General features: G+C 41.0%; 25 protein-coding genes. 5 read left to right on the forward strand and 20 right to left on the reverse strand.

Annotated elements, in window-relative coordinates:
- Positions 1–100 precede the first annotated feature (100 nt).
- Positions 101–1,294, reverse strand: a complete 1,194-nt coding sequence (locus tag ACYQ2C_RS14095) for a cytochrome b/b6 domain-containing protein (protein ID WP_460103787.1) — start codon at positions 1,292–1,294, stop codon at positions 101–103.
- Between the two features lie 741 nt (positions 1,295–2,035).
- Positions 2,036–2,599: a YceI family protein gene (locus ACYQ2C_RS14100; RefSeq protein ID WP_460052607.1), complete on the reverse strand. Its 564-nt coding sequence runs from the start codon at positions 2,597–2,599 to the stop codon at positions 2,036–2,038.
- A 1,348-nt stretch (positions 2,600–3,947) separates the two neighbouring features.
- Here ACYQ2C_RS14100 and ACYQ2C_RS14105 point away from each other — a divergent pair.
- A complete protein-coding gene (locus ACYQ2C_RS14105) occupies positions 3,948–4,874 on the forward strand; it encodes a LysR family transcriptional regulator (RefSeq protein WP_460103786.1) in 927 nt (308 codons plus the stop codon).
- On the opposite strand, the gene ACYQ2C_RS14110 is transcribed toward ACYQ2C_RS14105, so the two are convergent.
- The 4 genes from ACYQ2C_RS14110 to ACYQ2C_RS14125 form a co-directional block, all read right to left on the reverse strand.
- Entirely contained in the window at positions 4,875–5,558 is a 684-nt protein-coding gene (locus ACYQ2C_RS14110; protein ID WP_460103784.1) for an alpha/beta hydrolase, read from the reverse strand. It lies immediately after the preceding gene.
- 195 nt (positions 5,559–5,753) lie between these two features.
- Positions 5,754–7,124: a nucleotide 5'-monophosphate nucleosidase PpnN gene (ppnN, locus tag ACYQ2C_RS14115; RefSeq protein WP_460103782.1), complete on the reverse strand. Its 1,371-nt coding sequence runs from the start codon at positions 7,122–7,124 to the stop codon at positions 5,754–5,756.
- 178 nt (positions 7,125–7,302) lie between these two features.
- Positions 7,303–7,875 carry an NUDIX domain-containing protein gene (locus ACYQ2C_RS14120; RefSeq protein ID WP_460052599.1) on the reverse strand — a complete coding sequence of 191 codons (573 nt, stop codon included), beginning with the start codon at positions 7,873–7,875 and terminating at the stop codon, positions 7,303–7,305.
- Between the two features lie 121 nt (positions 7,876–7,996).
- A complete protein-coding gene (locus tag ACYQ2C_RS14125) occupies positions 7,997–8,656 on the reverse strand; it encodes a uracil-DNA glycosylase family protein (protein ID WP_460103780.1) in 660 nt (219 codons plus the stop codon).
- A 1,648-nt stretch (positions 8,657–10,304) separates the two neighbouring features.
- Between ACYQ2C_RS14125 and ACYQ2C_RS14130 the strand changes: the two genes are divergently transcribed.
- On the forward strand, positions 10,305–10,988 hold the full coding sequence (locus ACYQ2C_RS14130; RefSeq protein ID WP_460103779.1) for a cupin domain-containing protein: 684 nt from the start codon (positions 10,305–10,307) through the stop codon (positions 10,986–10,988).
- 235 nt (positions 10,989–11,223) lie between these two features.
- Here the strand turns inward: ACYQ2C_RS14130 and ACYQ2C_RS14135 are convergent, their stop codons facing one another.
- From ACYQ2C_RS14135 to rpsF, 12 genes are all read right to left on the reverse strand, one after another.
- Positions 11,224–12,057 (reverse strand): ABC transporter six-transmembrane domain-containing protein, encoded by an 834-nt coding sequence (locus ACYQ2C_RS14135; RefSeq protein WP_460103778.1) that lies wholly within the window; start codon positions 12,055–12,057, stop codon positions 11,224–11,226.
- A 311-nt stretch (positions 12,058–12,368) separates the two neighbouring features.
- Entirely contained in the window at positions 12,369–12,611 is a 243-nt protein-coding gene (locus ACYQ2C_RS14140; protein WP_460103777.1) for a hypothetical protein, read from the reverse strand.
- Entirely contained in the window at positions 12,612–12,986 is a 375-nt protein-coding gene (locus tag ACYQ2C_RS14145) for a Tse2 family ADP-ribosyltransferase toxin (protein WP_460103776.1), read from the reverse strand.
- Positions 12,987–13,078: 92 nt separating this feature from the next.
- Positions 13,079–13,711 (reverse strand): DNA endonuclease SmrA, encoded by a 633-nt coding sequence (gene smrA / locus ACYQ2C_RS14150; RefSeq protein WP_460103775.1) that lies wholly within the window; start codon positions 13,709–13,711, stop codon positions 13,079–13,081.
- Between the two features lie 258 nt (positions 13,712–13,969).
- Complete coding sequence (gene acs, locus ACYQ2C_RS14155; RefSeq protein ID WP_460047617.1) at positions 13,970–15,907, reverse strand: acetate--CoA ligase; 1,938 nt, start codon at positions 15,905–15,907, stop codon at positions 13,970–13,972.
- Positions 15,908–16,219: 312 nt separating this feature from the next.
- Positions 16,220–16,600, reverse strand: a complete 381-nt coding sequence (panD, locus tag ACYQ2C_RS14160) for an aspartate 1-decarboxylase (RefSeq protein WP_460047616.1) — start codon at positions 16,598–16,600, stop codon at positions 16,220–16,222.
- Between the two features lie 62 nt (positions 16,601–16,662).
- Entirely contained in the window at positions 16,663–17,526 is an 864-nt protein-coding gene (panC, locus tag ACYQ2C_RS14165; RefSeq protein WP_460047615.1) for a pantoate--beta-alanine ligase, read from the reverse strand.
- Between the two features lie 276 nt (positions 17,527–17,802).
- Complete coding sequence (locus tag ACYQ2C_RS14170) at positions 17,803–18,402, reverse strand: glutathione S-transferase N-terminal domain-containing protein (RefSeq protein ID WP_460103773.1); 600 nt, start codon at positions 18,400–18,402, stop codon at positions 17,803–17,805.
- 103 nt (positions 18,403–18,505) lie between these two features.
- Positions 18,506–19,927: a replicative DNA helicase gene (gene dnaB, locus ACYQ2C_RS14175; RefSeq protein ID WP_460047612.1), complete on the reverse strand. Its 1,422-nt coding sequence runs from the start codon at positions 19,925–19,927 to the stop codon at positions 18,506–18,508.
- Between the two features lie 160 nt (positions 19,928–20,087).
- On the reverse strand, positions 20,088–20,537 hold the full coding sequence (gene rplI, locus ACYQ2C_RS14180) for a 50S ribosomal protein L9 (protein WP_460047611.1): 450 nt from the start codon (positions 20,535–20,537) through the stop codon (positions 20,088–20,090).
- A 15-nt stretch (positions 20,538–20,552) separates the two neighbouring features.
- Positions 20,553–20,780: a 30S ribosomal protein S18 gene (gene rpsR, locus ACYQ2C_RS14185; RefSeq protein WP_460047610.1), complete on the reverse strand. Its 228-nt coding sequence runs from the start codon at positions 20,778–20,780 to the stop codon at positions 20,553–20,555.
- Between the two features lie 11 nt (positions 20,781–20,791).
- Positions 20,792–21,229 carry a 30S ribosomal protein S6 gene (gene rpsF / locus ACYQ2C_RS14190; RefSeq protein ID WP_460103768.1) on the reverse strand — a complete coding sequence of 146 codons (438 nt, stop codon included), beginning with the start codon at positions 21,227–21,229 and terminating at the stop codon, positions 20,792–20,794.
- A 159-nt stretch (positions 21,230–21,388) separates the two neighbouring features.
- Between rpsF and ACYQ2C_RS14195 the strand changes: the two genes are divergently transcribed.
- On the forward strand, positions 21,389–22,156 hold the full coding sequence (locus tag ACYQ2C_RS14195) for a hypothetical protein (protein ID WP_460103766.1): 768 nt from the start codon (positions 21,389–21,391) through the stop codon (positions 22,154–22,156).
- A gap of 58 nt (positions 22,157–22,214) precedes the next feature.
- Positions 22,215–22,463, forward strand: coding sequence for a hypothetical protein (locus tag ACYQ2C_RS14200; protein WP_460103764.1), 249 nt, complete (start codon positions 22,215–22,217; stop codon positions 22,461–22,463).
- Between the two features lie 95 nt (positions 22,464–22,558).
- On the opposite strand, the gene ACYQ2C_RS14205 is transcribed toward ACYQ2C_RS14200, so the two are convergent.
- Positions 22,559–23,461 (reverse strand): hypothetical protein, encoded by a 903-nt coding sequence (locus tag ACYQ2C_RS14205; protein WP_460103761.1) that lies wholly within the window; start codon positions 23,459–23,461, stop codon positions 22,559–22,561.
- Between the two features lie 823 nt (positions 23,462–24,284).
- Here ACYQ2C_RS14205 and ACYQ2C_RS14210 point away from each other — a divergent pair.
- Positions 24,285–24,494 carry a cold-shock protein gene (locus ACYQ2C_RS14210; protein ID WP_460047602.1) on the forward strand — a complete coding sequence of 70 codons (210 nt, stop codon included), beginning with the start codon at positions 24,285–24,287 and terminating at the stop codon, positions 24,492–24,494.
- Between the two features lie 961 nt (positions 24,495–25,455).
- Here ACYQ2C_RS14210 and ACYQ2C_RS14215 read toward each other — a convergent pair.
- Positions 25,456–26,370 (reverse strand): Dyp-type peroxidase, encoded by a 915-nt coding sequence (locus ACYQ2C_RS14215; protein WP_460103758.1) that lies wholly within the window; start codon positions 26,368–26,370, stop codon positions 25,456–25,458.
- Positions 26,371–26,420: the final 50 nt, after the last annotated feature.

A 26,420-nucleotide genomic window follows, 5' to 3' on the forward strand; every position in this document is an offset into this window, starting at 1 on the left:
GTGAAGAAATTGGAAATCGCATTTTCAATTTCTGTCCTCTGATTAAATCATGGATGAGTTAATCAGAGGTTCCCATAAGTTAATCAAAGTTTGTAAAAAGCTATTCGGCCTTTGGCGTTAATACCAAATCAACATTCACGTTTACCGCAAAGCCAATGGTTTCATCTTCTGCCCAAGATCCCGAGCCAATGCCAAACTGCGTACGATCAACAACCGCATCACCTTTCAAAGCAACTTGATTCTCATTGACGGGCTGCCATGTAAAGTTAAGATCCACATGTTGCTTCATACCTTTTAAATCCAACTCACCTTTGGCAACAAAACCGTTTTCGGTTTTCTCAAAGTTAGATGCCGTGTAGTAGGCGTACGCATATTTTTTGTAACCAAACCACTGCAAACCCGCCAGAGAACCGTCCCAATCACTGTTAAACGTCGTTACCGAAGTAGCATCAATCACCACATCAAACGACGATTCCTGTAGATTATTGGGATCAAAATACAGGTTAGCGGTAAAGGTTTTAAATTCACCGTTAAAAGGCTCACCAGAATAAGCACCCACAAATTCTAACTTGCTGCTGTCGGCAACATTTACCCACGCAGGCAATGCACTGTTTACCACGGTAGTTTCACGAATCTCAGGTGCAGTCACGGCTGCGTCATCTTCGAAATCATCTTCACCACCACCGGATAACGCAAGTTTAACCGTAGGCACTAAGAGCGCTGCAAAAATTACCACAACCACTACCAAGCTCAGCAACGATTTACCCGGTAAAATTCTTGGTAAAACATTTAGATTGTGTTTACGCTTGTGAATACCAATCATAGCCACATGGCCCACAATCAATACAGCTAATGCATAAAAGAAAAAGCCATGAGCCGCCTCTGCGGGTTCTTTTAAAGCTTCACCGAGTGGCAACAAAGGAACAGAGAATAAATTCATCCAAGCAAAAGGATAATTAGCCGCAGACGTTAAAGCCCATCCCGAAAGCGGAACCAAAATCATCACAACATAGATTAACCAATGGCCGTGACTTGCTGCCTTAGCTTGTTTTTCGGTTAAGCCATCTTCTACTTTGGGATTGGTCAGCTTCCACAACAAGCGCAAAATCACCAAAACCAGAACGGTTATACCAACCGACTTATGAAAAACAAACATAGAAATCTTAGCCGAAGACATACCCATTTCTTCCGCCATTTTACCCATCACAATGGCCAAGAAGATTAAAATTGCAATCAACCAATGGAGAATTTGTGCAACAAGGCCATAACTGTAATTTGTGTTTTTAATTTGCATTAAACTACCACCTGTTTCGAAAAATCACATTTTTCTAAATTTAATTTTGCTAAAATTTACTACGTTAGTCGGCAGTATCAAAGTGAAACTTTCCATAAACGCATTTAAACATCGTTCGAGCAGAGACATTGAGAATCGTTATCGTAAAAGAAGCCGTGATTAACCTAGAATTACCAGCGATACAAGAATGACTTAACCAGAGACGTTTCTTAACTACGCTTGCGACACAAATACGAAAGATTTCTCCGAACAACTGCACCTGAGAAGCTCAACAACCGCGGAAATCAAACAACATCAAAACCTCAACTAAATAAAGACCGTTTTGAACCCATAAACTCACAGGCTTTTTGTTGCCAGGTTTTATAAAAAGTGTATTTGAATAATTAATTACCGAATTACTTTTTTGCGATTTAGCTTGAAGAAAAATTGTTTTTAATCAAGTTTTAAAGGTTGAAAAAAGCGAAAAAAACTAAGAATCAGCGAACATAGTGACCGCCGCAAAGAATTTAATGACCGTAAAAGCCAGACTGATTGATCAAAATTGCCATCGACACCCTAAGGCCCGGTCTAGGACAATTACGATAACCAATTGAAATTATGACGAAATTGGAAATGACATTTTCAATTTCTATGTTTCGATTAAAACTCCAATCAGCAAATCGGCGATCGACTGAAGAAATAAAAAAGCCGCCTTTTTAAGGCGGCTATAAGCTTAGGTTGCTTTGGAAAATCTACTACGGATTATAGCTTGTCGCCTTCAACTTCAATGCGTAGATCAACCTCAGCACTTACACCAGGTGCATAGGTGTCCATACCAAACTCAGTACGGTCGAATACACCAGTGGCAGAGAAACCAGCTTTCTCTTTACCGCCGAACGCTTCGCCTGCCTTGTTAAAGGTTACTTTCAAAGTAACGGGCTTGGTGGTACCTAACAAAGTGAAGTCACCGGTAACGTCCATGGTTTTGTCGCCAGTTTTGGTTACTTTGGTGCTTTTGAAGGTTGCGGTTGGGAATTTTTCAGCATTGAAGAAATCTGCGCTCTTCATGTGCTCGTTCCACTTTGGGTTGTTAGCAAAGTCGATGCTGTCGGTTTTGATGGTTACATCTACTTTAGACTTTTCAATATTTTTCTCGTCAAAAGAGAAGCTACCATCGAAATCGGTGAACTGGCCAGTTGAGTTACTGAAACCAAGGTGACTTACAGAGAAAAATACCATGGTGTGAGAAGCGTCAATTTTGTAGTCTGCGGCAAATGCAGGAATCGATGCGGCTAATAGTGCAGCTGTAGCGAATAATTTTTTCATGTTCATCTCCAAAATTTATAGTGTTGTAATGCAGATTAAAGAACTCGCCCGTTTGATAGGTAAGCTCTCTAAGAATTCAAATAATTAAACTTTCTCTAGTTCGTTAAAGATCTGTAAAAGAAATTCTTCTGTAATGGTTTTCCCGTTAATGTATAGACAAGGTCACCAAAGACAATTGTGCAATTTGTCAAAGTTTGTTCGTCGTTTGGCTTAATTTCTTCGTCAAATATATTGATCGAAGATTAGTACATTTAAACAGCGTTAAGTTCGGCGTTATTTTTTTCGAGTTCAAAATCATTGTTTGATTTACTGAAACGCCAAGCATCAACAAACAGAGACGAACAAAATTCAAATAACCTTGTAAGCACCTATTTTCGGTTGACAACATTAGCGATGAAAATAGATTTAGCAAATTCAAAAATTTAGACAAAGCCTGTGAAACAGCGATATTTTTGAGCAAAAATTCAAGCTTTTTGCCGCTATAAAATCAAAACAACAAGTAATGCTATAGCTCTGATAACTATTTTAAAAATGAGAGGCACGTCACACAAATTCACCTCGAAATTTATAAGGTAATTTACGGGACTAAACCTCACTACGGCACTATCATGTTTATATACAAATACGAACAATAACTTATTTAAAAAAACAGCCCCAAAACTGAAAAAATATTCACGAAACGCCTTTATTTCATTCAATTAATTTGAATAATATTCCATGAATTTTTAATAGATTTTAGCTTTCTTCACCATTAATTCTTGATAAGCTATTACTAAACTGATTGGTACATTACCGTTTATATATTTTTTGCTGTTCTAGCCGGATATTAAATCGATTTCGCTAATAGAAAGACATCTACTAAGCGTTCAAAACGATTACACTGAGATCGGATGATTATTGTTAGTTTTAAGGAAATATTCCTAGATATCGATGAGAACCACATTTGAGTTGCTAATCGAGACTACGCAGTACATTCAAAATCGTTTTTTTGATTTGGCGGTAATATAAAAATTTAAAATATGATCAACAGTTTTTGCTTGTGTTATTAATCTGATAAAAAAGATTGTATGTAACTCTTCTTTTTTAGAGAAAAAGATCAATTCGAAGACTAACAGCCTCATCGATTTAGCTGTGTATTCTTCTGAATTTTATTTTTTAAATAAATTAAGAATCTTCGTCCTCAAAAAAAGGCAATATTGTTTTATACGTTTTTTTAAGAAAGAAAACAGGCAGAGAGAATGAGACGCGAGAAGGCCTCTTCTATTTGAGGTTGATTAGTTTGTCTAAAACACGGCTATTGGCAGTAACTGCCGTAATGTTATCGTTTTAAATTCAACAAGGACGACCAATGCATTTCACTCTTCGCCAACTGCAGGTATTTTTAGCGACTGCAAAGCTCGAAAATATTACGCGCGCCGCCGAAAGTTTGTCGATGTCACAGTCGGCCGCGAGCAGCGCCTTAAAAGAACTTGAATCGCAATACGACATTCAACTGTTCGATCGCGCCGGTAAACGACTAAAACTCAATGAACTCGGTCGTATTCTTCGCCCTAAGGCCGAAGCGTTACTCGCTCAAGCCCAAGAGATGAGTACCGCACTGGCTCGGCATCAGCAGCCAGGCGCCCTAAAAGTTGGGGCAACACTCACCATTGGTAACTATTTGGCTGTTGGCCTAATGGCCAAGTATATGGCCGAAGAACCCAGCGTTAAAGTTGAACTTGAAGTTGCCAATACCAAGCGAATTGTTGAACAGGTCTTACATTTTGAACTGGATCTTGGCTTGATTGAAGGTGAGTTAACACACAGTGATCTTGAAGTTGTGGAATGGATGGACGATGACCTTGTTATCTTCACTTCGCCCAAACATCCCGCCGCCCAACTGGGTACTTTAACCGACGAACAGCTAGTAAATTTACCTTGGATTGTTCGCGAAACCGGATCTGGTACTCGCCAAGGTTTTGAACGTGCCATGCACGGTTTGCTGAGTGAAATTAACGTAGTGTTAGAGTTGCAACACACCGAAGCCATTAAACGTGCCGTTGAAGCTGGCCTTGGTGTAGGTTGTTTATCTGAAATTACCTTGCGCGACGCCTTCCGCCGTGGCGATTTGGTACCTTTAAGCGCGCCGCAAAGAGATTGGTCACGCAAGTTCTATTGGATTTTGCACAAAAATAAATATCGCAGCGCCGGTGTTTCTCGCTGGCTTGATATCTGCCGCGAATACGCGGCAACACAAACAAAAATAGCAGAGTCGGCTTTAAGCTCGGTCGAATAATTAACTTTGCAAAACGCGACGCAACCAATTAGCAATATCAACGACTTCTGGTGGAGATACCGAGTGATCAATAGGATAACTCTGGTATTCGGGTTTAAAACCCAGCTCCGCCAAGTCTTTTAACGCCTTTTGCGCAAGAGATTCAGGCACAACGTTATCGTAAACACCGTGAAAAACATGTATCGGTAAATTACGATTAGCATCGTTAATCGTAATTGAATCCACTGTTGCAAAATAGCTCGATAAAATCATCAAACCCGCCAAAGGCTTTCCGTAACTCAACGCCGCCTCGTAAACGACCGCACCACCTTGAGAAAAACCCGCCAAAACAATATTTTTAGAATCCACACCGCGCGCAATTTCTCGCTCGATTAAATCGTGTGTTGCCGCAGCCGACGCGCGCAGCTGATCAACATCGACCTTACGATTGAGCGTCATGGCTAAAATATCGTACCACGCCGGCATTACAAGACCATTGTTAATAGTCACCGGAATTTTCGGCGCGTGAGGAAAAATAAAACGCACGCCTAAATCTTTGGGCAAATTAAGCACCGGAACAATCGGCTCGAAGTCGTGACCACTAGCGCCTAAACCGTGTAACCAAATCACACTGGTGGTAACAGGCGCGTTAGTTTCAATTTCTATTGTTTCAAGATAGGTTTTCGCAGTTTCTTGCGCAGTCATAATTGCATCCATTAAACGCGTTCTTGCACGGGAAAATCTGAGTAAAACCTGGAGGAATTAATCAGAGTTTCCCATACAAACAACCGTGTATTACATTCTATTTAAAACACATAACCAAAGAAGTTTCTCTACTGATTATTATTCAGTAGAGTTTGCAAGAACATCCCCAAAATCTGATTAACTCATTGAATATCATCAATCAACAATTTCGTAACAGGGAACATACTCGCTGCCCGGTAATTTCATGCGTTTATTATCCACAAAACCGCGTAATAGTTTATCCAGCGGTGCCATAATGGTTTTATCACCGGATATTTTAAACGGTCCAAAATCTTTAATGGCTTTCACGCCCGAAGGCTTAACATTTCCGGCAACAATACCAGAAAACGCGCGTCGCAAATTGGCAGCCAGCTCATGCTTCGGCAAATCGGCGTGTAAATTTAATGTCGCCATATTTTCGTGATTAGCTTCAAAGGGAATTTGAAAATTGTAATCAATCGTTAACGCCCAGTTAAAATAAAACGCATCATTTTGTTTAACGCGAAAATCACGAACTTCGTCAATGCCTCTGGCCATTTCACGAGCCGCTTGTTCGGAATCACCAATAATAACCCGATATTTTTGCTGAGCTTCAATTCCTAGCGTTTGACCAATAAATTCATGCAGCTGGGTAAAATAAGACTCGGATTCTTTGGGACCAGTAAAAATTAATGGGAATGGAATATCACGATTGTTGGGATGTAATAAAATACCCAATAAATACAGAATTTCTTCGGCGGTACCTGCACCTCCGGGAAAAACAATAATACCGTGTCCGACACGAACAAACGCCTCTAAACGTTTTTCGATATCCGGTAAAATAACCAATTCGTTAACGATTGGATTCGGCGCTTCGGCGGCAATAATTCCGGGCTCGGTAATTCCCAAATAACGACCATTTTGAATACGCTGTTTAGAGTGCGCAATGGTTGCACCTTTCATTGGCCCTTTCATAGCACCGGGGCCGCAACCGGTACAGACGTTTAACTTGCGCAAACCCAATTCGTGACCCACATCTTTGCTGTAGTCGTATTCGTATTCGGGAATGGAATGACCGCCCCAACACACCACCAAATTCGGTTTTTCACCAGCGTGCAAAGCGCGAGCATTGCGTAACAAATGAAAAGTGTAATCGGTAATACCAGAGCTGGTCTCTAAATCCATCCACTTGCTGTTGCGCTCGGTTTCAGAATAAAGAATATCGCGCAAGGCGCTAAAGATCATTTCACGACTTGAGGCAATCATTTCGCCATCAACAAAAGCATTACCAGGCGCATTTTTTAACAATAAACGAATGCCACGATCTTGTTGAATAAGGTCAATATCAAAATCTTTAAAGGTTTCAAATAATGAATTCGCATCATCGCTGTTGCTGCCCGAATGCAAGATGGCTAGTGCACACTGGCGAAATAATGCGTATAAATTATGATCTGCCGCGCTACTTCTTTGTAATTGTTCAACTTCGCGCTGACTTAACAATTCCAAACTGCGTTTGGGTGAAATACTGGTGTTAACTTTTTCTGCCATAATCTTGCCTACTCTACAACTGGTTGCTTTTTTATTAACATTTAATAACGTCAAAAAAGCTTATAAATATATCATTTTTCAAAATGCTTCTATTTAGTCAGAATTATTCTATTTAATAGATACAACATATAAGAGCTAAGTTACTCGAACATTTCTTTTTTTAATATCTCTTACAATTCTAGTTGTTAAGTTCTTGTTTTTCTAACAGCGCAATTTTAAGCAAAGCAGCAACACTTAAAGAATCCGTAATTTCTCCATCCAACACTTTTTGAATGGCTTCTTTTAAAGGTATACGGATACTGGTGATATCTTCACTGTCTTCCAGCGCCGTTTCGCCAACGGTAATGCCTCGCGCAACAAACAGAAAACCTTCTTCATTGGTGACTGAATTAGACAAGTGCATACGCATCAGCGGCTGCCAATCGGTTGCCGTAAGACCAACTTCTTCTTTTAGCTCGCGTTTCGCGGTATCGAGCGGGTCTTCGCCTTTGGGAGAGCCTCCTTCGGGAATTTCCCAAGTGAATTCTTGTAACGGATAACGACTTTGGCGCACCAACCAGGTGTAGCCTTCATCGTCGATAGCAACAACGCCAACTGCGGCGTTGTGAAAGTGAACCAGACCGTATATGCCGTCGGTGCCCGCAGGTGTTATAACCTCACTGTGGGTGACGGTGATCCAAGGATTTGAATAGACCTCTTTACGAGACTTCTCTTGCCAGCCGCCAATCTTGGCCTCGGGTTTATCTGCCATGTGCGTCGCCTTTTTATATCAACCACTGATAATAAGCAGTGTAACTCAAGCTGAGCACTAGCGCTCAGTTTAAAGCAAGGGCGGAATACGGATAAAATTTAACCTAAAATCCGCTCCAACTTTAACCTAAAACATCCAAGACTTGGGCACGCAAGGGTTCGAGTAATTCCTGTTCAAACCAAGGATTTTTTTGCAACCAAAGCTGGTTACGAGGTGAAGGATGCACCAATGGAAAATAGTTCGGTTGGAATTGTCGCCAATTTTGAACGGTCTGAGTCAAGGTCGCATTTTTAGAATAATGAGAATGATTTTTTAAATAATATTTTTGCGCATAGCTGCCTACCAATATTTTTAATTGTAGGTTAGGTAATGCCGAAAAAATCCGCTCGTGCCACAGCGGCGCGCATTCTTTACGAGGTGGTAGATCGCCAGATTTACCGCGACCCGGATAACAAAAACCCATTGGAATCAGTGCAATTTTCGATTCGTCGTAAAAATCAGATTTATCCAACCCCAACCAAAATCGCAGGCGATCACCACTGGCATCGTCCCACGGAACACCACTAGCATGAACTTTAGTGCCGGGAGCCTGACCGATAATAACAATTTTGGCAGACTCGGCACCGCGAACCACTGGATTACAGCCAAGCGGTAAATGAGATTCACACTCTTTGCAATTGCGAACTTGTTTAAATATTTCAGCTAAAGAACAAATCATCACACAATCTTCAATATTTTTATCGACTATATATCTATAGGAACCTCTGATTAACTCATCCATGATTTAATCAGAGGTTCCTATAACTGATTTAACGGCCATTTTGGATTTAAACTGAGAATTCCACAATGTTTGTCAGTACATTAATACCATCGTAAAACGATATTATTCAAATTTTCTGAAAAACGAGACTCTAGCGGTGTAATTAAACAAAAACGCTATACAAAAAAACCATCAATTAAAGGTAAATTATTCAACAAACTCATTGGTCATCGATAACACCAAAACCTCACAGCCACATCTTTACTAAGTTTAAAGTAAGCGACCTCTACATTTAAAATATAAATACTTACGCGCGCCATATAAATGCGACCAAACTTATTTCTAATAAAATTCTAAACAATCTCACGCTATAGAATATTTGGTGACAACTTTACAAACCAAAAAAATCGTTAACTCAGTCACAAAAAAATATAGTAGAAGAGATTAGCAATATAAAACATAAAAAAATTCGCAAAAAAGTACTCAGTTATTTTTTATTTTTGGCTCAAAAAATGTTAATTTTAATTAACATCAATAGCGTATAAATAAACTACGCAGGGCTTATAATCAAAATTATTTTGTTAAGCTAATAAAATCCACACTAAAAATAGACCAACTTAATTCCTTATAAAATCAGCATCTTAACGGTAAAAAATTTATCCACGAGACAACAACAAGAACTCCTTTTGTTAATCTAATAAACACAGAACAAAAACTGGCAAATCTGTTTAATAATTTATTAACCAAAAACTAAAACTCAAACTTATTGCGTAACCTTCTTTGCTGAGATATAAAGGTTACCAAATGCACTAACTGAACAAACATAAAACAAAATAGTGCAAATAAAACAGCAACGGGGAATTTCGAACACCTAGGATTTTCTGCGCTGCTAGAAAATGCCAGCAATTTTAATAATATTTGTCATGCGCAAAAATCTAAGATAAGCCCAAATACGGCTCAGCTTTTTATGTTAAACCGTTAAAATCACACGTCGCATTTTTAAAACTATTTAATACAAAGCATCAATTAACCTAAGGAAACTCTGATTAACTTAGAGTTTCTCGCGACACAAGGACGTGTCGCCAATTTCAAGAACTGTAAGTAATTGAAATTGTGAAGAAATTGGAAATCGCATTTTCAATTTCTGTACTCTGATTAAATCATGGATGAGTTAATCAGAGGTTCCCTAAATAGATATAAGCAAAACCAGTCACACTTAAATTTTTAAAGCACTCATTTATGTCGTAGAGTCTACGGGATATTAACGCGCCAAGATAACAAACTTATAGAACGTTAAAAGATACGCCACAACTATATGCCAACAAACACTGGCAGGATCGCTATTAATTAAAATTTGCCGAATACATTTAAAGAACTAAAGAAGCTCTCATTTACCTAGAGTTTACGGCAATAAAAAATAACACTAAATTCAGGAACGACAAGTGATTGAAATTGTAACGAAATTAGAAATCGCATTGCCAACTTCTGGATTACGATGAATACAACGAAAAAGGCCTGAGCCATTCTAAAATTTATAAAAAATACGTTATAAAAATCTCAGACAAGATCCCCAATAAATTAATGAGAAGTTCCTAGAGAATTTCCTAGAAAAGGTCCTAGAAAAATTCACGTAAAAAAAATAAAACAACAAAAAAAGGAAACGGAAAGCATGAAAATCTCAAAACGTACTCTACTCGCGTTAGCTACGGCCTCTTTGTTATCGTCGATTGCAATGGCAGACAATGGCTTAGAGGTAACCTATGGACCAGAAGACGCGTTAGATGGTGAATTTATTACCGAAACCGGGCAATTATTTCAAGAAATTTTACCCGGACGGGAAGCCTACAACCTGCATCAAGCGAATCACGATTTTACACCTATTGTTCGAAGCTTGTTACCGCCTTACTACGATCTACCAGACACTGATAATATTGAAGACTCGGTAATTACCCAAAGTGAAATGGTGATTATTAATCCCGTGCCCGGTGAATACGTAAGGGTTGTAGAAGGGAAACGCCACGGTTTTTCTGAAATGACGGTTGCACTAACCGTAACCCAACCCGGCAGTGGTGCACCGTTACACACCCACAATGTTGAAACCAGCCACACAGTAACCACCAATCACTTTGTTCGCTATCGTATTCGCGATGAAGAATTCGTGGTGCGCGGCCCATTTGTTATTAACATTCCAGCGTTAGTACCACACGCGTTTGCGAACCTTGGCAAAACACCGTTATCAATTGTATTAAGCTTTCCAACAAACGATTGGCAGGTGGACTTTCTCGACCACCCAAATGTTGAAGAATTTTTCTCTAAACCTTTATCAAAAGACGATCGTATTATTAGAAACTAATAATACGATACAACAATCTTTTTAACACTGTGCAGAAATCGGAGAGACGACCTCCTATTTCTGCACAATTTAAATCGTGTATAATTTCTAAAATCGACCACAGATTTAAGCATCAAAGTTCATAGAAGGTTTTTAGGTAATTGTTAATCAAGACTCAAAACATCACTGATTAAACCGGGATGTAGCCGGAATTAAATTCAAAGAAATACAAATGAAATTAATTTTTTATCAGAACTTACAGGTCTCGTAATCTTCTATTAATATCTTGTAAATTTGATATTTTTTGGGCAATTTGAGGGAGTGCATCAAAGCTTGTTACGAACCTCCAAAGATAAACAAACATTGTATAAACAGTACCAGCTTCGACAGCGTTGCCTAACGACAAACGCCATAATGACAGCATAAATAGTAATATAACAAATATTTCAGATAGGCCATATGAAATTGCTTCCATGTCAGACAACTTAATTTTCCATTTTGATACTAACAAAAAATGTCTCTTAACCTGCCTTGGTTTACCCTCCTGCAAAATCGAAACTTCGGACTCAAGATGATTATTTAATTCTTGGTTTAATACTCTAGACTTTCTTGAAAGATTATAAGCAATTACCATTGAAGGAACGAAAAAGCAAAGACATGCAGTCCCCACTGTGGAATCTATATAAAATATAGAAAAAATAGATACAAACAAACCAACTATAGATAGTAATATATCTGGTACGTCTCTTTCTAAAAACGACACATACTCTTTTAGAAGTGTAGACCGGCCTGAAATCAACTTTGGATCTATGTGCTTTTCGTGGGAATCAACAACAATATTTGTTACGAAGACTGCATGAATTTTTGTGTAAACTCGGGTATCGTATAATTTTGCTATTACTTCGAAAAAAACCATTAGCAAATGACAAAATATCAGCCAAATAATAGATATATAATCATTAGAGAGAACCCCGTTTATCGCAATCCCTGTGACTAAAGGATAAGCCTGAGCAAAAACGTAACCAACAAATGTTAATAAATAAGCAAAAAGTAAAGCTGAGAGATTGTTTTTTGCAAGATGTATTACCATGAGTGCGAAGCCCGTTTTCTTTGGGCTAGATCATATCTATCGACTCGTATAAAGAACCAATGCATCATATTATTAATAAAAACAAAAGGCATAAAAAGAACCCTAAAAACTGAATTAATAGAGAAAATCTCTATCCAGATCAAATTCAATATTGGCATGCCATCTACTTCTAATCTATTTTAATGATCATATTTCATCATCCGTCGGTTCAGGTCACATGTATTGGAAAGAGTAACATCACTATTTTTTGGATTTTATGTTTAAATTACGATCTTCCCGTCTTTTTTATTTTTTAAAAATCTGCCAATAACCTACAAATATTCTTTGCTAAAATTCAGAATTTGTTCGCCAAATACATATACGGCTTTTTGTGACAAACTATCGTAAAGACCCGATATTTCAATGTAATCATTGCCCGCGTCTGCTGCTTCGTCTTCATCGTTTGATTCTGCATTAATCGTCTTTAATCTAGCCATTTCATTTGAAAGAGACTCTAAAATATAGCGTGTTTCCCAATCATTTAGGTTTACTTGTAGTTCTCTGATAATTGCCATTTAAATAACCTCTTTTTTAAATACTTTACTGCATTTGAGCGCCAACTTAGATAACAAGCCAATAAATTCATCAAGAGGCATGTTGGATATCGGACATATACCGTAGTGGCCAGGCCTATCATTAAGTAATTTCAAACCAGTTGGTATTTGCGAGCCTTTGGCAATTTTCCAAACCCAACCAGACATTGGTGTCTTTTCTAAGCGTTCTTTGGTTGATAAAGAAACACCTTTACCATTGGCAATTACCACAGTAATACCGTTTATTAACGTGGTATCGATATCTTTAGGGCGTCGAACATTAGTGAGTCTAGGGCTAGTTGAATTACCCAACCGGTATAAATCTTCTGGTGCAAAATATAAATCTTCTAACTGCATAGTTTGTTCTCTTTATTTGTTAAAGAAAATAAAACGTAAAAAGTTATACAGAAAATAAAAATATAATGCCTTCATTTAAGGTTGACGAAATATCACCCTCGCCTTTTTTGATGTCTTTCTAAATCATCTTGGCGTTTGCGGTCGGATTTTTTAAGCATGATGTAGGTAGCGCCTGTGCCGCCGTGGTGTTTTTGGGCGGTGTGAAAGGCTTGTACTTCGGCGAGTTGTGGTAGCCAGTGGGCGACACAGCTTTTTAGCATAGGCGGTTGGGCGCGGCCTTCGCCTTTGCCGTGGGTGACAAGTGCGCAGCGTATTTCCTGTTGCAGGCAGTCTTGAATAAACTGGTACAGCTCGCGACGGGCGGATTCTACGGTGTGGCGGTGCAGGTCTAGGCGCGCTTCAATGTTGTATTTGCCTAGGCGCAAATTGCGGTACACGCCGTTTTGTATGCCTGGGCGTTTGTATTCGAGAATATCCATGGGGTCGAGCATTTCGATATGCTCTTCGCTACCGGTTAGGCCGCTGCGCTCGCTAATTTCTTCGGCAACGGCAGCCTTGCGACGCGCTTCGACGTTGTTGGGCGCTAGGGTTTTGGTAAGGGCAACCTTGTGGTTGGTTTTGGTGTTGCGCTTTACGTCAGACATGGCCTTTTTAAAGGCGTCAAAATCCATGTTGCCGTTACCGGCTGGGTGAACAAAGTTTGAGTTAGGTGATTTGTCTGACATGTGGCACCTCTTACCAATGATATGAATGCTTTTTAGGCATTTTTTAGCAAATTTACTGCGTGTGGCGACAAGCGCCATGGTCTTTTTTACCTAGTAGTTGCAAGTTTTAACACGGCCTGCGGTCATGGCAAGTGTTTTTGTACGCGAATGTGCTTGGCCGGGATTTATTGGCGATTGGCTTTATTGATTTGTGTGCAACAGGCATAAAAAAAGCCCGCTATTGCGGGCTTTTTTGCTTTAAACCGGTAAGAGGTAATCTTACTTGTTTAGGCGTGAGTCGATTAGATCGTCAACAACGCTTGGATCAGCCAAGGTCGAGGTATCACCCAAGGCATCAATTTCGTTCGCAGCCACTTTACGTAGAATACGACGCATAATTTTACCAGAGCGAGTTTTTGGTAGACCCGGCGCCCACTGAATAAGATCTGGTTTAGCGATCGGGCCGATTTCGCGGTTACACAATGCTACCAATTCTTTCTTCAGTTCGTCGCTTGGCTCGGCACCATCGATTAGGGTTACGTAACAGTAAACGCCTTGACCTTTGATGTCGTGTGGGTAACCCACAACCGCTGCTTCGGTAACCTTCTCATGTAATACAAGCGCGCTTTCGATTTCTGCGGTACCTAAACGGTGACCAGAAACGTTAAGCACGTCGTCTACACGGCCGGTGATCCAGTAGTAACCGTCTTCGTCGCGACGCGCACCGTCACCGGTGAAGTAGTAACCTGGGTAGGTAGAGAAGTAGGTGTCTACCAAACGTTGGTGATCGCCGTATACGGTACGGATTTGGCTCGGCCAAGACGCTTTAATACAAAGACTACCTTCGCCTGGGCCTTCAACTTCTTTGCCTTCTGCATCAAGCAATACAGGTTGTACACCAAAGAATGGCTTGGTTGCAGAGCCTGGTTTAAGTGCGGTTGCACCCGGTAATGGGGTAAGCATGTGCGCACCGGTTTCGGTTTGCCACCAGGTATCAACAATTGGGCAACGCTCGTCACCAACCACGCGGAAGTACCATTCCCATGCTTCTGGGTTAATTGGCTCGCCCACGGTACCTAAAATACGTAGACTTGCGCGTGAACATTTTTTCACGGGTTCTTCACCAGAACCCATCAATGCACGAATTAAGGTGGGTGCAGTGTAGAAGCTGGCAACGTTGTATTTGTCGATGATTTCCCAGCAACGGCTTACGTCTGGGTAGGTTGGTACGCCTTCGTACATAACCGAGGTAGCGCCGTTACACAATGGGCCGTATACGATGTAGCTGTGGCCGGTAACCCAACCCACGTCAGCGGTACACCAGTAAACTTCACCTTCTTGGTAATCGAATACAACCTTGTGCGTAAACGCTGCTTGTAGAAGGTAACCTGCGGTGGTGTGCAATACGCCTTTTGGCTTGCCAGTAGAACCCGAGGTGTAAAGGATAAACAACGGATCTTCTGCACCCATAACTTCTGGTTCACAGGTATCTGGTTGCTCGGCTACAGCGGTGCGGTAATCAATGTCGCGACCTTCAACCATAAGGGTGTCGGTATCGGTATGTTTAACAACAACAACGGTGTGAACGCTAGGACAGCTTTTTAGAGCGGTATCAACGTTAACTTTAAGAGGGACTTTTTTACCGCCACGAAGACCTTCGTTAGAGGTAATAACCACTTGGCAATCACTGTCGCTGATGCGATCTTTTAGTGCGTCTGGTGAGAAGCCACCAAATACGATTGAGTGAACAGCACCGATACGAGCACACGCCAACATAGCGTAGGCGGCTTCTAAAATCATCGGTAGGTAAATACAAACGCGGTCGCCTTTTTTAACGCCTTTTGCACGTAGCAAGTTCGCTAACTTACATACTTCAGTATGAAGTTCAGAATATGTGACTTGTTTGCTTGAACTTGGGTGGTCGCCTTCCCACAAAAACGCTACTTGGTCAGCGCGCTCTGGCAAGTGACGATCGATACAGTTGTAGGATACGTTTAGGGTTGCGCCTTCAAACCAGCTTGCGTCACCTTTGAGGAAATCGAATTCACACACGGTTTTCCAAGGGCTGTAGAAGGTTAGGTATTTTTCCGCTTGTTCGGCCCAGAATCCGTTAGGGTCGTCTACAGAGCGCTGATAGTCTTTTTCGTAGGTTTCTGCGTCTATATGGCATTTCTCCGCAATATACGGAAATACCGGCCGTGTAGTGGATTCAGTCATGATTATTTAACTCCAGGATCGATAGTTGTTATAAGTTGATATTGCCGAGCGCTAATTAAAGAAAATCGCAAATTGATTGGAAAAGATCAAGCACGCAGAAGTGACAAAAACAGCTGTTTTAGCTGCACGTTCACCGATATTTGCGACTTTCGATGGAAATTTTCCTAAGCTGTTAGAACCGCAATCGAGACCAATCTTGGTTGGTTTTTCGATTAAAATTCTGGGCTTAAGCGCATGCCCTAGAAAACAAAAATGTGATTTGGCGACAAAGTTGGCAGCCGTTGAAACAATGTTGTTACGGCTGCCCACGATTTAGGCGACCTGCATTGGAATGGTGTTAGTGCTGCGCTCTACCTTGTTGGTTTCTGTTAGGTAGACAAGCTTTGGCTTAAAGCTATCGGCTTCGGCTTCGGTCATTTGAACGTAAGCACCAATGATTACGCGATCACCGACTTGAACTTTACGCGCTGCTGCACCATTCATGGAAATGGTTCCAGAACCAGGCTCGGCCAAGATGACATAGGTGGTAAAACGCTCACCGTTGTTTACGTTGTAGATGTCGATCTGTTCGAACTCACGAAGACCCGCAAGCCTTACTAAATCAGCATCGATTGCGCAGGAGCCGTCGTACCAAAGTTCGGCCTGAGTGACGCAAGCCATGTGTAGCTTGCCTTTGAGCAAGGTTACATTCATTACCAAATTACCTCTTAAGAGCGGTAGTGTCGCCGTGGGTTGAGTTGAAAAAGGGCGTAACTCTACTTTTTTTCGCTACTCAATGTAAATGTTAGGTTATCAATTAACCTAGCACCGGCGGTGTACATCGCACCTAAAATCGTAATATTTGTATCGTCGTTGGCGGCGGGCTCAAGGGTTTTGCTGTTGCAAATGTTGAAGTAATCAACCTTAAAACCGGCCTTAACGATGGTTTGTTTCGCCGTATCTTCTAACGCAAAAAAGTCTCTATCACCGGCTTGTATGGCAGATTTCGCGTCGTTTAAAGCGCGATTTAGCACATTGACCTTAGGTCTTTCTTCTTGGGTAATAAAGCTGTTGCGTGAGCTCATGGCGAGTCCGTCGGTCTCGCGGTAAATTTCACCGCCAATGATCTCTACAGGAATGCAGAGGTCTTCGACCATGCGACGGATGATCGCAAGTTGTTGGAAATCTTTTTTCCCAAAAACTGCGACGTCGGGCTGAATAATGTTAAAGAGCTTAGAGACTACCGTGGTGACACCCTCAAAGTGTCCCGGGCGACTGGCGCCACATAAAACGTCGGTCATGGTTGGCACGATTACACGAGTTTGTTCGGCCATGCCATTGGGGTAGATCTCTTTTTCATCTGGATAAAACAGATAATTACAGTCTACGGCACGAAGCTTTGCGGTATCGGCTTCGAAGGTGCGAGGATACTTATCCCAGTCTTCGTTCAGGCCAAATTGCAGAGGGTTTACGAAGATACTCACGACGGCAATATCGCAATGTTGCTGGGCAATTTTTACCAGCTCGATGTGCGCATCGTGCAGGTTTCCCATGGTAGGCACAAAGCCAATTGTCTTACCTGCGGCGCGCTCGGTTTTTAACGCGGCGCGAACCGACTCAACATGGTGAAAAATCTGCATAATAGGATTTTACTTCTCTCTGGCAAACTGATCCTAGCTTTGCACCTGTGGTTTTCAAATTTGCCTGAAAAACCACAACTGTGCGCTGGATAATACACAGGAACGGGAATTCTGTACACGCAAAAGCATTGGACTTTAGTCAAAAGTAGCAGTGACTTACGACCTTGGATTTGCGTCTACAGAGGTGATTTTGGGGTAATTTACGGATCGGTATCTTATGATTTTATTGGCTACTTATTGTACCTGTTAATACGCTTATTTTCGGCAGTAATAGATTTACCATTGGCGCACCTCGGCGGCAACTTCTTGAAAAAGTTCCCATGTTAATAAACTCTTGGCGTAACGCTCGGCCTCAGGTGCGAGCTTAATACCGTATTGATCAAGACGCCACGCCATTACCGCTAAAAACGCGTCAACAATACTGGCCTTTTGAAAATAAAAAGCACCTTCGGCGGCGCTAAAAATTGTGTTTAAGCGATCCAGTTCTTTTTGCTCGCGCGCGGTTAATAATCCTGATTCTAAACTTGCATCGCATGAAAACGGATAACAACTGCGTATTGCGCTAAATCCGCTGTGAATTTCTGCGGCGAGGCTACGCGCCTTTGTACGTGTATTTAAATCGGCTGGATAAAGCGCGCCATTGGACAATTCATTAAAGTATTCCGCAATCGCCAAGGAATCGTGGACAACAACAGAATGATCGTCAGACGCTATTAATACCGGTACCAAACCAGTTTCTGACACATGCAAAAGCTCGGTTTTTGATGCTTCTGACGATAAATTAATGACTTTAATATCGACAGAAATACCGGCAATTTTTGCGCACAAAAGCGCGCGAATCGACCAAGTAGAACCGACGCCCGCCCATAATTGCATGGTAAATTCCTTGTTAAAGCTAGAATAACTCGAATTGTTACAACGAATCGAATTGTTGAAATCAGAGTTGACTGGGTAAACCGAATGGTTGTTTGCTTAAGAATTAATAATCAGACGATGCCATGTAGTCGGCGGCTAAATCTTCAAAGCGCGTAAATTTACCCACAAAGGCGGCGCGACAGGTACCAATTTCACCGTTACGCTGTTTACCAACAATCAATTCGGCTACGCCCTTATCGGGACTGTCTTCGTTGTAGTATTCGTCGCGATAAATAAACAAGATTACGTCGGCGTCCTGCTCGATGGCTCCAGATTCACGAAGATCCGAGTTCATGGGCCGCTTGTTGGGGCGTTGTTCTACACCACGGTTAAGCTGAGAAAGAGCCACAACCGGGCAATTAAACTCTTTAGCAATGGCTTTTAATGAGCGCGAAATCTCCGAGATTTCTTGGGTTCGCCCTTCACTTTTACCGGCCACCTGCATCAACTGTAAATAGTCGATCATAATCATGCCCGGATCACCGTGTTCACGGGCAATGCGTCGTGTACGGGCACGAACTTCTTGCGGCGTTAAACCGGCGGTATCATCAATAAATAAGGGCTTATCTTTAAGCTTGCCCATAGCCGCAGACAGTTTTGGCCAATCTTCTTCGGTCAACGAGCCGTTACGAATTTTACCCTGATCAATTCGACCCACCGATGACAGCATCCGCATCATCAAAGCGTTGGCCGGCATTTCCAGACTAAACACCAAAACAGGACGTGTCTGCGTGAATAAGGCAGCTTCGACAAAGTTGAGCGCCAGCGCGGTTTTACCCATAGAAGGACGCGCCGCCAGAATGATCATTTCTCCGTTTTGCCAGCCCGATGTACGCGTATTAAGGTCTCTTAAACCCGTGGATAGGCCTGTGATTTCTTTTTCAGAGCGAAACAGCTCGTCAATTTTTTCAACGGTTTGCTTCAACAAAGAATTCATCTGTTGAAAACCGCCCTCTTTGGGTCGATCTTCAACAATTTCAGCAACGCGTTTTTCAGCAAGCTGTAAAAGATCATCCGCACCCAATCCCGCCGGGTTAAAACTGGTTCGGCTGATCTCACTGGCGGTGGCAATCAGTTTTCTGAGTGTGGCGCGCTCGGCAATGATTTTTGAATAGGCGACAATGTTTGACGGCCCCGGCGTATTGGCGGCCAGTGCCGTTAAATAGGCCAAGCCACCCACTTGATGGAGCTGATTATGATTATCCAGCTCCTCGGCAAGAGTAATCACATCCAAGGGCATGTCGCGCTCTTGCAAGCTCCACATCAACTCATAGATGGTTCTGTGGTTAGCCGAATAAAAATCTTCAACTCTTAACACCTCGGCGACTGCATCAAACTTCTGATTGTCGAGCATCAAAGCGCCCAAAACCGCCTGCTCTGCCTCTATGGCGTGGGGCAGAACTTGCAAATCGTTTGCAGATCTCGGCGCTTCATCGTAGGCGGAATCTGGAATCGAGTCGTCGTAAGGGTAATCAGAATCGGACATGAACTTTCGGGTCAGGGCATTTTTGTTGCTGTCGAATATAAACGCTCAGCGACGATGCGCCAAGAACTTCCATGGTTGGTAAATTACAGACATAAAAAAAGCGAGCAACCGGTGCTCGCTTTTTCGAGACTCTCAAACCGTGTTTGAGAGACTTCACGCATTATTCTGCGCTAATTGCTACTTTGATTACTTGAGTAACTTCTGTGTGCAATTGGATATCGATTTCGAAAGTACCAACTTCACGTAAAGCACCTTCAGGTAACTTCACTTCAGATTTGCTTACTTCAACGCCAGCAGCAGTAATTGCATCAGCGATGTCGCGAGTACCGATAGAACCAAACAATCTACCTTCGTCACCAGCAATTGCAGTGATAGTAACGGTATCAAGTTCTACCAATTTCGCTGCACGCGCTTGTGCAGAAGCGGTTTTCTCAGCAGCAACAGCTTCAAGTTCAGCGCGGCGAGCTTCAAAATCTGCAACGTTTTTAGCAGTAGCTGCTAGAGCTTTACCTTGTGGAATTAAGAAGTTACGACCAAAGCCAGGCTTGACGTTAACTTTATCACCAATACCACCAAGTTTGCCTACTTTATCGAGTAGAATAACTTCCATCTCGTTAATCCTCTCTTATTCGTGACTGTCAGTGTAAGGCAACAAAGCAAGGTAACGAGCGCGCTTAATAGCTGTAGAAAGCTGACGCTGATACTTAGCTTGTGTACCGGTGATGCGACTTGGAACAATTTTGCCTGTTTCAGTAACATAGGCTTTTAAAGTTTCCAAATCTTTGTAATCGATTTGATCTACGCCTTCAGCGGTGAAGCGGCAGAACTTACGACGACGGAAAAAACGTGCCATGGGATATCTCCTTATTCGTCATCATCGCTAGAAAGGTTGTCATCAGCTTCATCAGAATCATCTTCTTCAGAAGCAGCTTCTTCGCGAGCTTGACGCTCTTCACGACGCGCTTTGCGCTCACGGCCTTCTTGCTCAGCCTTCATGATTGGAGACTCGCCAGTGATAGCTTCATCACAGCGAACAACCATGTGACGCAATACTGCATCGTTGTAACGGAAAGTAGTGGTTAATTCGTCCAAGATTTCTTGTGAACACTCAACATTCATAAGAATGTAGTGTGCTTTATGAATCTTGTTGATTGAGTAAGCAAGTTGACGACGACCCCAGTCTTCCATGCGGTGAACTTGACCGCCAGACTCGTTGATAGACGCGGTGTAGCGCTCTACCATACCAGGTACTTGCTCGCTTTGGTCCGGGTGAACCAAAAAGATAATTTCGTAGTGACGCATGAATGCTCCTTACGGGTTAAGCTTCCCAAAAAAAATGGTGAAGCAAGGAGGACCGACAACCCAAAAAAATCGACGGTCATTTAGGGGCGCGAATTGTATGGGAATTGATCGGTTGAGGCAAGTAGTATTTAGGAAGAACGGCTAATAAGGAATGCACATTTGGATAGCTCTCAAAACGTAAACTCAAAAGAAACCAACAATCATTCACCTACCCAACTAATAAGGTTTAACTTAAACCAACTACTAACCACGTTGAGCTTAACGCTGACATTTTTGCTGCCACTTTTTTATGTGACTGGTTTAAATGCCTACGCTGGCTCATTAAGTTCTTACGGTGTTGATAGCTCTCTATTTCCATTGAATGTACAAGATGTGTACGTTCAGTTTTATTATGCGTGTATTTTACTTTTTATCGAAGGCGCTTCTTTAATCGCTGATAACAACTTGATACTGCATATAAGCCTTGTAGGATTGTGTATAGTTTCTGTTTTAATTTTTGTTTTATATAGGATTAGCCAAAACAAAGAGTCTTCTATTTATAAAAAATTAAAAAATTTGATTAACAAAATACCGTCTCAAAAAATACAGATTAATTACTACATAAAATTTATAGTCACTCTGTTAAATACCGATAGGAATATTATGGCAATAGTTTTCGCTCTTTTGATAATAATTTACCTGCCATCGCACGCTTACCAAAACGCAAATCTTCAAGCAAATATCACCAAAAAAGAATTCCAATCTTCAAATTGTGAAAAAATTAGATGCATAGCCCTCAAAGATGAAAATAAAAACATTGTTGTACAAGGTCTAGCAGTTGCGGCTAACAAAGAAATGATTGCTATCTATAACGGCGAAAAGACAACGGTTTTACACTTTAAACAAGGCTATTCTTTAGAATACAACCCAACGAAAGAAGACTCTTAATAATTAACTCGATTAATTCCAGAGAATTTCACTTAAGACCAGAGATAATCTTTGTAGTATGAAAGGCGTAATAATCAATAATGTTGAGTGGCAAAACCCAAAACAAGAACCACCCTACGTAAGCCAATACTTTGTCGCAGTTAAATACCCAAACGGCCTGGGCGCTTACGACCTTCTAGAGTGGAATGGGGAAGATTGGATTATCGATTACACTGCGGAAGTAGTCGGCTGGGTGACCATGACAGATTTTATGGCTTCAATTAAAGCGGGATGGCCAGATTGGGATCAGCCCAAAGAAGACATTTAAATCTAACGTTACTAACATTTAATTAAAGCATTGATACCGTTAGACTTATATAAAGCACAGAAAAATAACACGAACAGCAACTTACATTTTCAACCTTAATCCACAGCATAACCTTTTACATCTTTTAAATCAGGTTCGGGATAAACCAGGTTGCAGCTAGAGCCGTTACAACTTACCAAAAACGGATCGCGTTTCCAGCAGTAGGCTTCGTATAATTCTTCAAAGCCGGTTTGTACTAGACGCAAACCGTCGTTAGGAAATTCGCAACCCGCATCGATAATGGCTCGTTCGGCAGAAAATTCATAACGGCCGTATTCGGTTTTATTGCGCAACTCTTTGGGCAACCAGTTGCGTGCAAGAGCACCGGTTTCGGTGTGTTTTTTCATTTCTTGATGCAATTTCCAAAAGGCATCTTCAAAGGCGTCTTCAACGGAATGAGACAAAACTCGGTTTGCAGCAAAGCTACTCACGACCGGAACACTTGCGGCGACAACACCAACACCAAAACGCTCCAAAGTCATAACCTTAGAATGACCCGCAATGGGCAAACTTAAAACCTCTGCACCTTCGCCATCGAAAATTTCAAAATTTAAAGCAACCTTGCTTTGCATGGTAATTTTATTGATATCAACAGCATCGATACGTGGCACAACTGCTAATGCACAGTCAGCGCAAGCACCACGTTTATAATTTTCTTGTCGCACTTCTACATTAGAAAAATAATTTTCAAAGAAATTTTTGGAGGACTCAGCAATGGCATCACCCGCCGCTAATTTCCAATCCAATAAGACGCCAACCGCCAAAACACCAACCTGACCGAATGATTCTTCGGCGACTTCCGAAGGCACAAAGATAACGACTTTGCTGTGCGACTGATGCGTGGGTTCGTCACCGGTTGATTCGTTGTAAGCATCAATAGGAACATTGACGGCACAGCCGGATAAAAATAATCCAAACCAGATTAAAACCAAATAACAAAGTCTATTAATCACATTCATCTCAGCAGCCAATCAACCACGTTCTATTTTTAATAGATACTAGCCGCCATATCTGTGGCTGAGCATGACTTGCTTAACACTTTTTCATGTAAAACCTGCCAAAAAGCGTTAACCAGATCACAATGATTTTAAAAAATCGGCCTTATAAACAGATGCTAGAAAAAGCCTAATATCTATAAGTGTTTCTTAAAAGTTTGTGATCAACTTATGAAAAAATTCACTTAAAACAGTTATATAGAAATAACGCAGAAAATCTGTTTAAACACAGGTCTGAACAGTATTGGTTTTTCGTGTTTCAATAAAAGCAGTTCTAATGTTTAAGACATTAACGAGATATCTTCGTATTGCAATAAATTCTCGTCCTACCAGAGCGTATTAGTCAGTAACGCTCAGTGTTTGCGGCTAATGATATTTTTGCTGATGATTTCACCTCATCTCAGGTAACGAAATTCAGATTCATCTATCTGGCTCATTTAGAAGTTCCGATGACCTGTCTCACAGGATTTTGGGAATTTTGAACAAACAATCATTCCGCTGTTGCTGTGCATAGTCTTGTTGTACAAACTAATTTGTACAGGGTTAAATTTGTACGGCGTTAAACAGTTGGAGGAACTTAGCTATCATACATGTCAGAAATTGTTTGACTTTATACATAGAGGTCTATATAGTCATCACAGCTTGAAAGTAAGTCTGTTTTTATTACCTCCATTTCGTCGTGTCTTTGTAGTTCTTCGTCCTGTAGCGTGTAAATTTCAATTTATATTTCCCGCTTATATACGCCCACTTAGGGTACTCTTTTATTTTTCCTTACAGGATATTTATTATGTCTAATACAACTACTGGCACCGTAAAATGGTTTAACGAATCTAAAGGCTTTGGTTTTATCGAACAAAAGTCTGGCCCAGATGTATTTGCGCACTTCAGCGCTATTGCCAGTTCAGGATTTAAAACTTTGGCCGAAGGCCAACAAGTTCAGTTCACTGTTACTCAAGGCAAAAAAGGCCCACAGGCCGAGAACATCGTTGCTTTATAATAAGCTTTGATCAGTTCGCGATTAATTTAAAAAGCAGAAGTTAATAAAACGTTGTTAACGTATTAAAAACACAGAATAAGCTGGAGTTTTTAATAAATATTACTGAATGCTTTATAAAAGGCAAATCATAATGGTTTGCCTTTTTTTGTTTTTGAAAAAAATAAGCTCAGCAATTATTTTTCTTACATTCCTCTGTAGAATCTCCTGCTCAATACATTCTTATCCGCTTTAACTGTTTTCACAATAAATAATTCTGCACTGTTAACTCGCTGATAAACAATATTTTTTGTATAGCGTATAAAGAAGTTAGTACATTATTCAAATCTTATTTAAACGATTAACCTGATTAAATCAGTTTCTTATTGTTTAGAAATTCTTAGCGTAAACGTCAAACTAGCGATCTCGAAATACCAAAATTTTTCTGAACTCAAATACAGGAAACTCTGATTAACCTAGAGTTTCTCGCGACACAAGGATGTGTCGCCAATTTCAAGAACGGTAAGTGATTGAAATTGTGAAGAAATTGGAAATCGTATTTTCAATTTCTGTCCTCTGATTAAATCATGGATGAGTTAATCAGAGGTTCCTACAGCATGTAACCATCTGTAATAGATTAAATAGTCTTAGGTATTTATTATAAAAACAGTGGCGTTTGAACGTGAACACGTTCAAACGTTTAGGTAAATAATTAGGTAGATTCTTAACATAATGATCTCTGAATTATTTACCGCAACATTAGGAATCGCTGAAAAAAGGACTTTTCTGTAAACAAGGACGTGTTGATACGCTTATTAGCGACCGCTTGATTGCGTATCACCCACTGAAATTCGCACTTTCAGCTTTATTCTCTGATTAAATAAGGAAGATTTAATCAGAGAGCCCCTCAAATAAAAAAACCTCAAAAATTTAAGCGCTTTATTTAATTAACGAATTCTAAAAAACACTAATGCAATCGAAATTATTAACGCGCAATAATTGCAGAAAAGTTTACCCTACCCTCACTCACCGGTGGACACCAGTAATAACCTCCACCTTGCGGTTTGGTGAAGCTAAATAGATTATCCACAAGTCCGTCTTCGGCGCCTATCATTCGTTGCACAATGGTTTCAAAAGGGTCGAAGCTGGCGGCAAAGGCGGCGAATATTAGGCCGTTTTCATTACCATTTACCCAAGGCATGGAGCGGCGCAGTATAAATGCTTCTGGATCAAAGCTTTCTTGGGCAGTCCGCTTTACATGGGCCGATTCTGGCGCTTCATCAAACTCTTCGTTATCGCTTAATCGTCTACCGATGGTATCGTCTTGCTCGGCTTGGCTACGCTGCTTAAATTCTTTCAAATTGTGCAGCCAATTTTGTATGACCAAAAAACTGCTTCCATTTAATTCTGGGTTTTCGTGCTGTAAAAACGCGGTTTCGATGGCTTTGTCGCCTTCGGGGTTTTCGGTACCATCTTCATAACCGCTTAAATCTCGATTGTTATAATTAAAGCAATCAACACTGCTGTGTAGTGCAAAATTGGGTTGCAGTAATAAGTCGATAGACAAGGCTTTTTGAGCAAGATCGCCAATACTTGCCCCGTCACCATTACTGCGCAACCAAATCAATAAATCGGTCTGATCTTGGGTTAGCGATAAACCATTGTGAGAAAACTCGGGCATTGCCTTTAAACCCGGAATGTTCGCACCAGCGCTAATTTTCGCAACGAGATTAGCGCTCAATGCTAAGACTACGGATTCGCCATCACAACGCAAAGCGAGTTGAGCTAAACACTGACCTAGTTTATCGACGCTGGTTAGGGTATAGGTGATAAATTTAGCGAAGTTCGGCACCGGTGCCAAAATTCCTTTTTGATAGGATTGAGAGTGCTCGCAGCTCATTGATTCCACTTATTCTATGTGAACTTATGCGTTTAAACCTTATTTTAAAG

The sequence above is a fragment of the Sessilibacter sp. MAH3 genome (genome assembly GCF_054658275.1).

Bases quoted from the DNA above. Each gene is read 5' to 3' on its own strand.
- ACYQ2C_RS14095 (WP_460103787.1), bottom strand. From the start codon at position 1,294: ATGCAAATTAAAAACACAAATTACAGTTATGGCCTTGTTGCACAAATT.
- ACYQ2C_RS14100 (WP_460052607.1), bottom strand. From the start codon at position 2,599: ATGAAAAAATTATTCGCTACAGCTGCACTATTAGCCGCATCGATTCCT.
- ACYQ2C_RS14105 (WP_460103786.1), top strand. From the start codon at position 3,948: ATGCATTTCACTCTTCGCCAACTGCAGGTATTTTTAGCGACTGCAAAG.
- ACYQ2C_RS14110 (WP_460103784.1), bottom strand. From the start codon at position 5,558: ATGACTGCGCAAGAAACTGCGAAAACCTATCTTGAAACAATAGAAATT.
- ppnN (WP_460103782.1), bottom strand. From the start codon at position 7,124: ATGGCAGAAAAAGTTAACACCAGTATTTCACCCAAACGCAGTTTGGAA.
- ACYQ2C_RS14120 (WP_460052599.1), bottom strand. From the start codon at position 7,875: ATGGCAGATAAACCCGAGGCCAAGATTGGCGGCTGGCAAGAGAAGTCT.
- ACYQ2C_RS14125 (WP_460103780.1), bottom strand. From the start codon at position 8,656: ATGGATGAGTTAATCAGAGGTTCCTATAGATATATAGTCGATAAAAAT.
- ACYQ2C_RS14130 (WP_460103779.1), top strand. From the start codon at position 10,305: ATGAAAATCTCAAAACGTACTCTACTCGCGTTAGCTACGGCCTCTTTG.
- ACYQ2C_RS14135 (WP_460103778.1), bottom strand. From the start codon at position 12,057: ATGGTAATACATCTTGCAAAAAACAATCTCTCAGCTTTACTTTTTGCT.
- ACYQ2C_RS14140 (WP_460103777.1), bottom strand. From the start codon at position 12,611: ATGGCAATTATCAGAGAACTACAAGTAAACCTAAATGATTGGGAAACA.
- ACYQ2C_RS14145 (WP_460103776.1), bottom strand. From the start codon at position 12,986: ATGCAGTTAGAAGATTTATATTTTGCACCAGAAGATTTATACCGGTTG.
- smrA (WP_460103775.1), bottom strand. From the start codon at position 13,711: ATGTCAGACAAATCACCTAACTCAAACTTTGTTCACCCAGCCGGTAAC.
- acs (WP_460047617.1), bottom strand. From the start codon at position 15,907: ATGACTGAATCCACTACACGGCCGGTATTTCCGTATATTGCGGAGAAA.
- panD (WP_460047616.1), bottom strand. From the start codon at position 16,600: ATGAATGTAACCTTGCTCAAAGGCAAGCTACACATGGCTTGCGTCACT.
- panC (WP_460047615.1), bottom strand. From the start codon at position 17,526: ATGCAGATTTTTCACCATGTTGAGTCGGTTCGCGCCGCGTTAAAAACC.
- ACYQ2C_RS14170 (WP_460103773.1), bottom strand. From the start codon at position 18,402: ATGCAATTATGGGCGGGCGTCGGTTCTACTTGGTCGATTCGCGCGCTT.
- dnaB (WP_460047612.1), bottom strand. From the start codon at position 19,927: ATGTCCGATTCTGATTACCCTTACGACGACTCGATTCCAGATTCCGCC.
- rplI (WP_460047611.1), bottom strand. From the start codon at position 20,537: ATGGAAGTTATTCTACTCGATAAAGTAGGCAAACTTGGTGGTATTGGT.
- rpsR (WP_460047610.1), bottom strand. From the start codon at position 20,780: ATGGCACGTTTTTTCCGTCGTCGTAAGTTCTGCCGCTTCACCGCTGAA.
- rpsF (WP_460103768.1), bottom strand. From the start codon at position 21,229: ATGCGTCACTACGAAATTATCTTTTTGGTTCACCCGGACCAAAGCGAG.
- ACYQ2C_RS14200 (WP_460103764.1), top strand. From the start codon at position 22,215: ATGAAAGGCGTAATAATCAATAATGTTGAGTGGCAAAACCCAAAACAA.
- ACYQ2C_RS14205 (WP_460103761.1), bottom strand. From the start codon at position 23,461: ATGAATGTGATTAATAGACTTTGTTATTTGGTTTTAATCTGGTTTGGA.
- ACYQ2C_RS14210 (WP_460047602.1), top strand. From the start codon at position 24,285: ATGTCTAATACAACTACTGGCACCGTAAAATGGTTTAACGAATCTAAA.
- ACYQ2C_RS14215 (WP_460103758.1), bottom strand. From the start codon at position 26,370: ATGAGCTGCGAGCACTCTCAATCCTATCAAAAAGGAATTTTGGCACCG.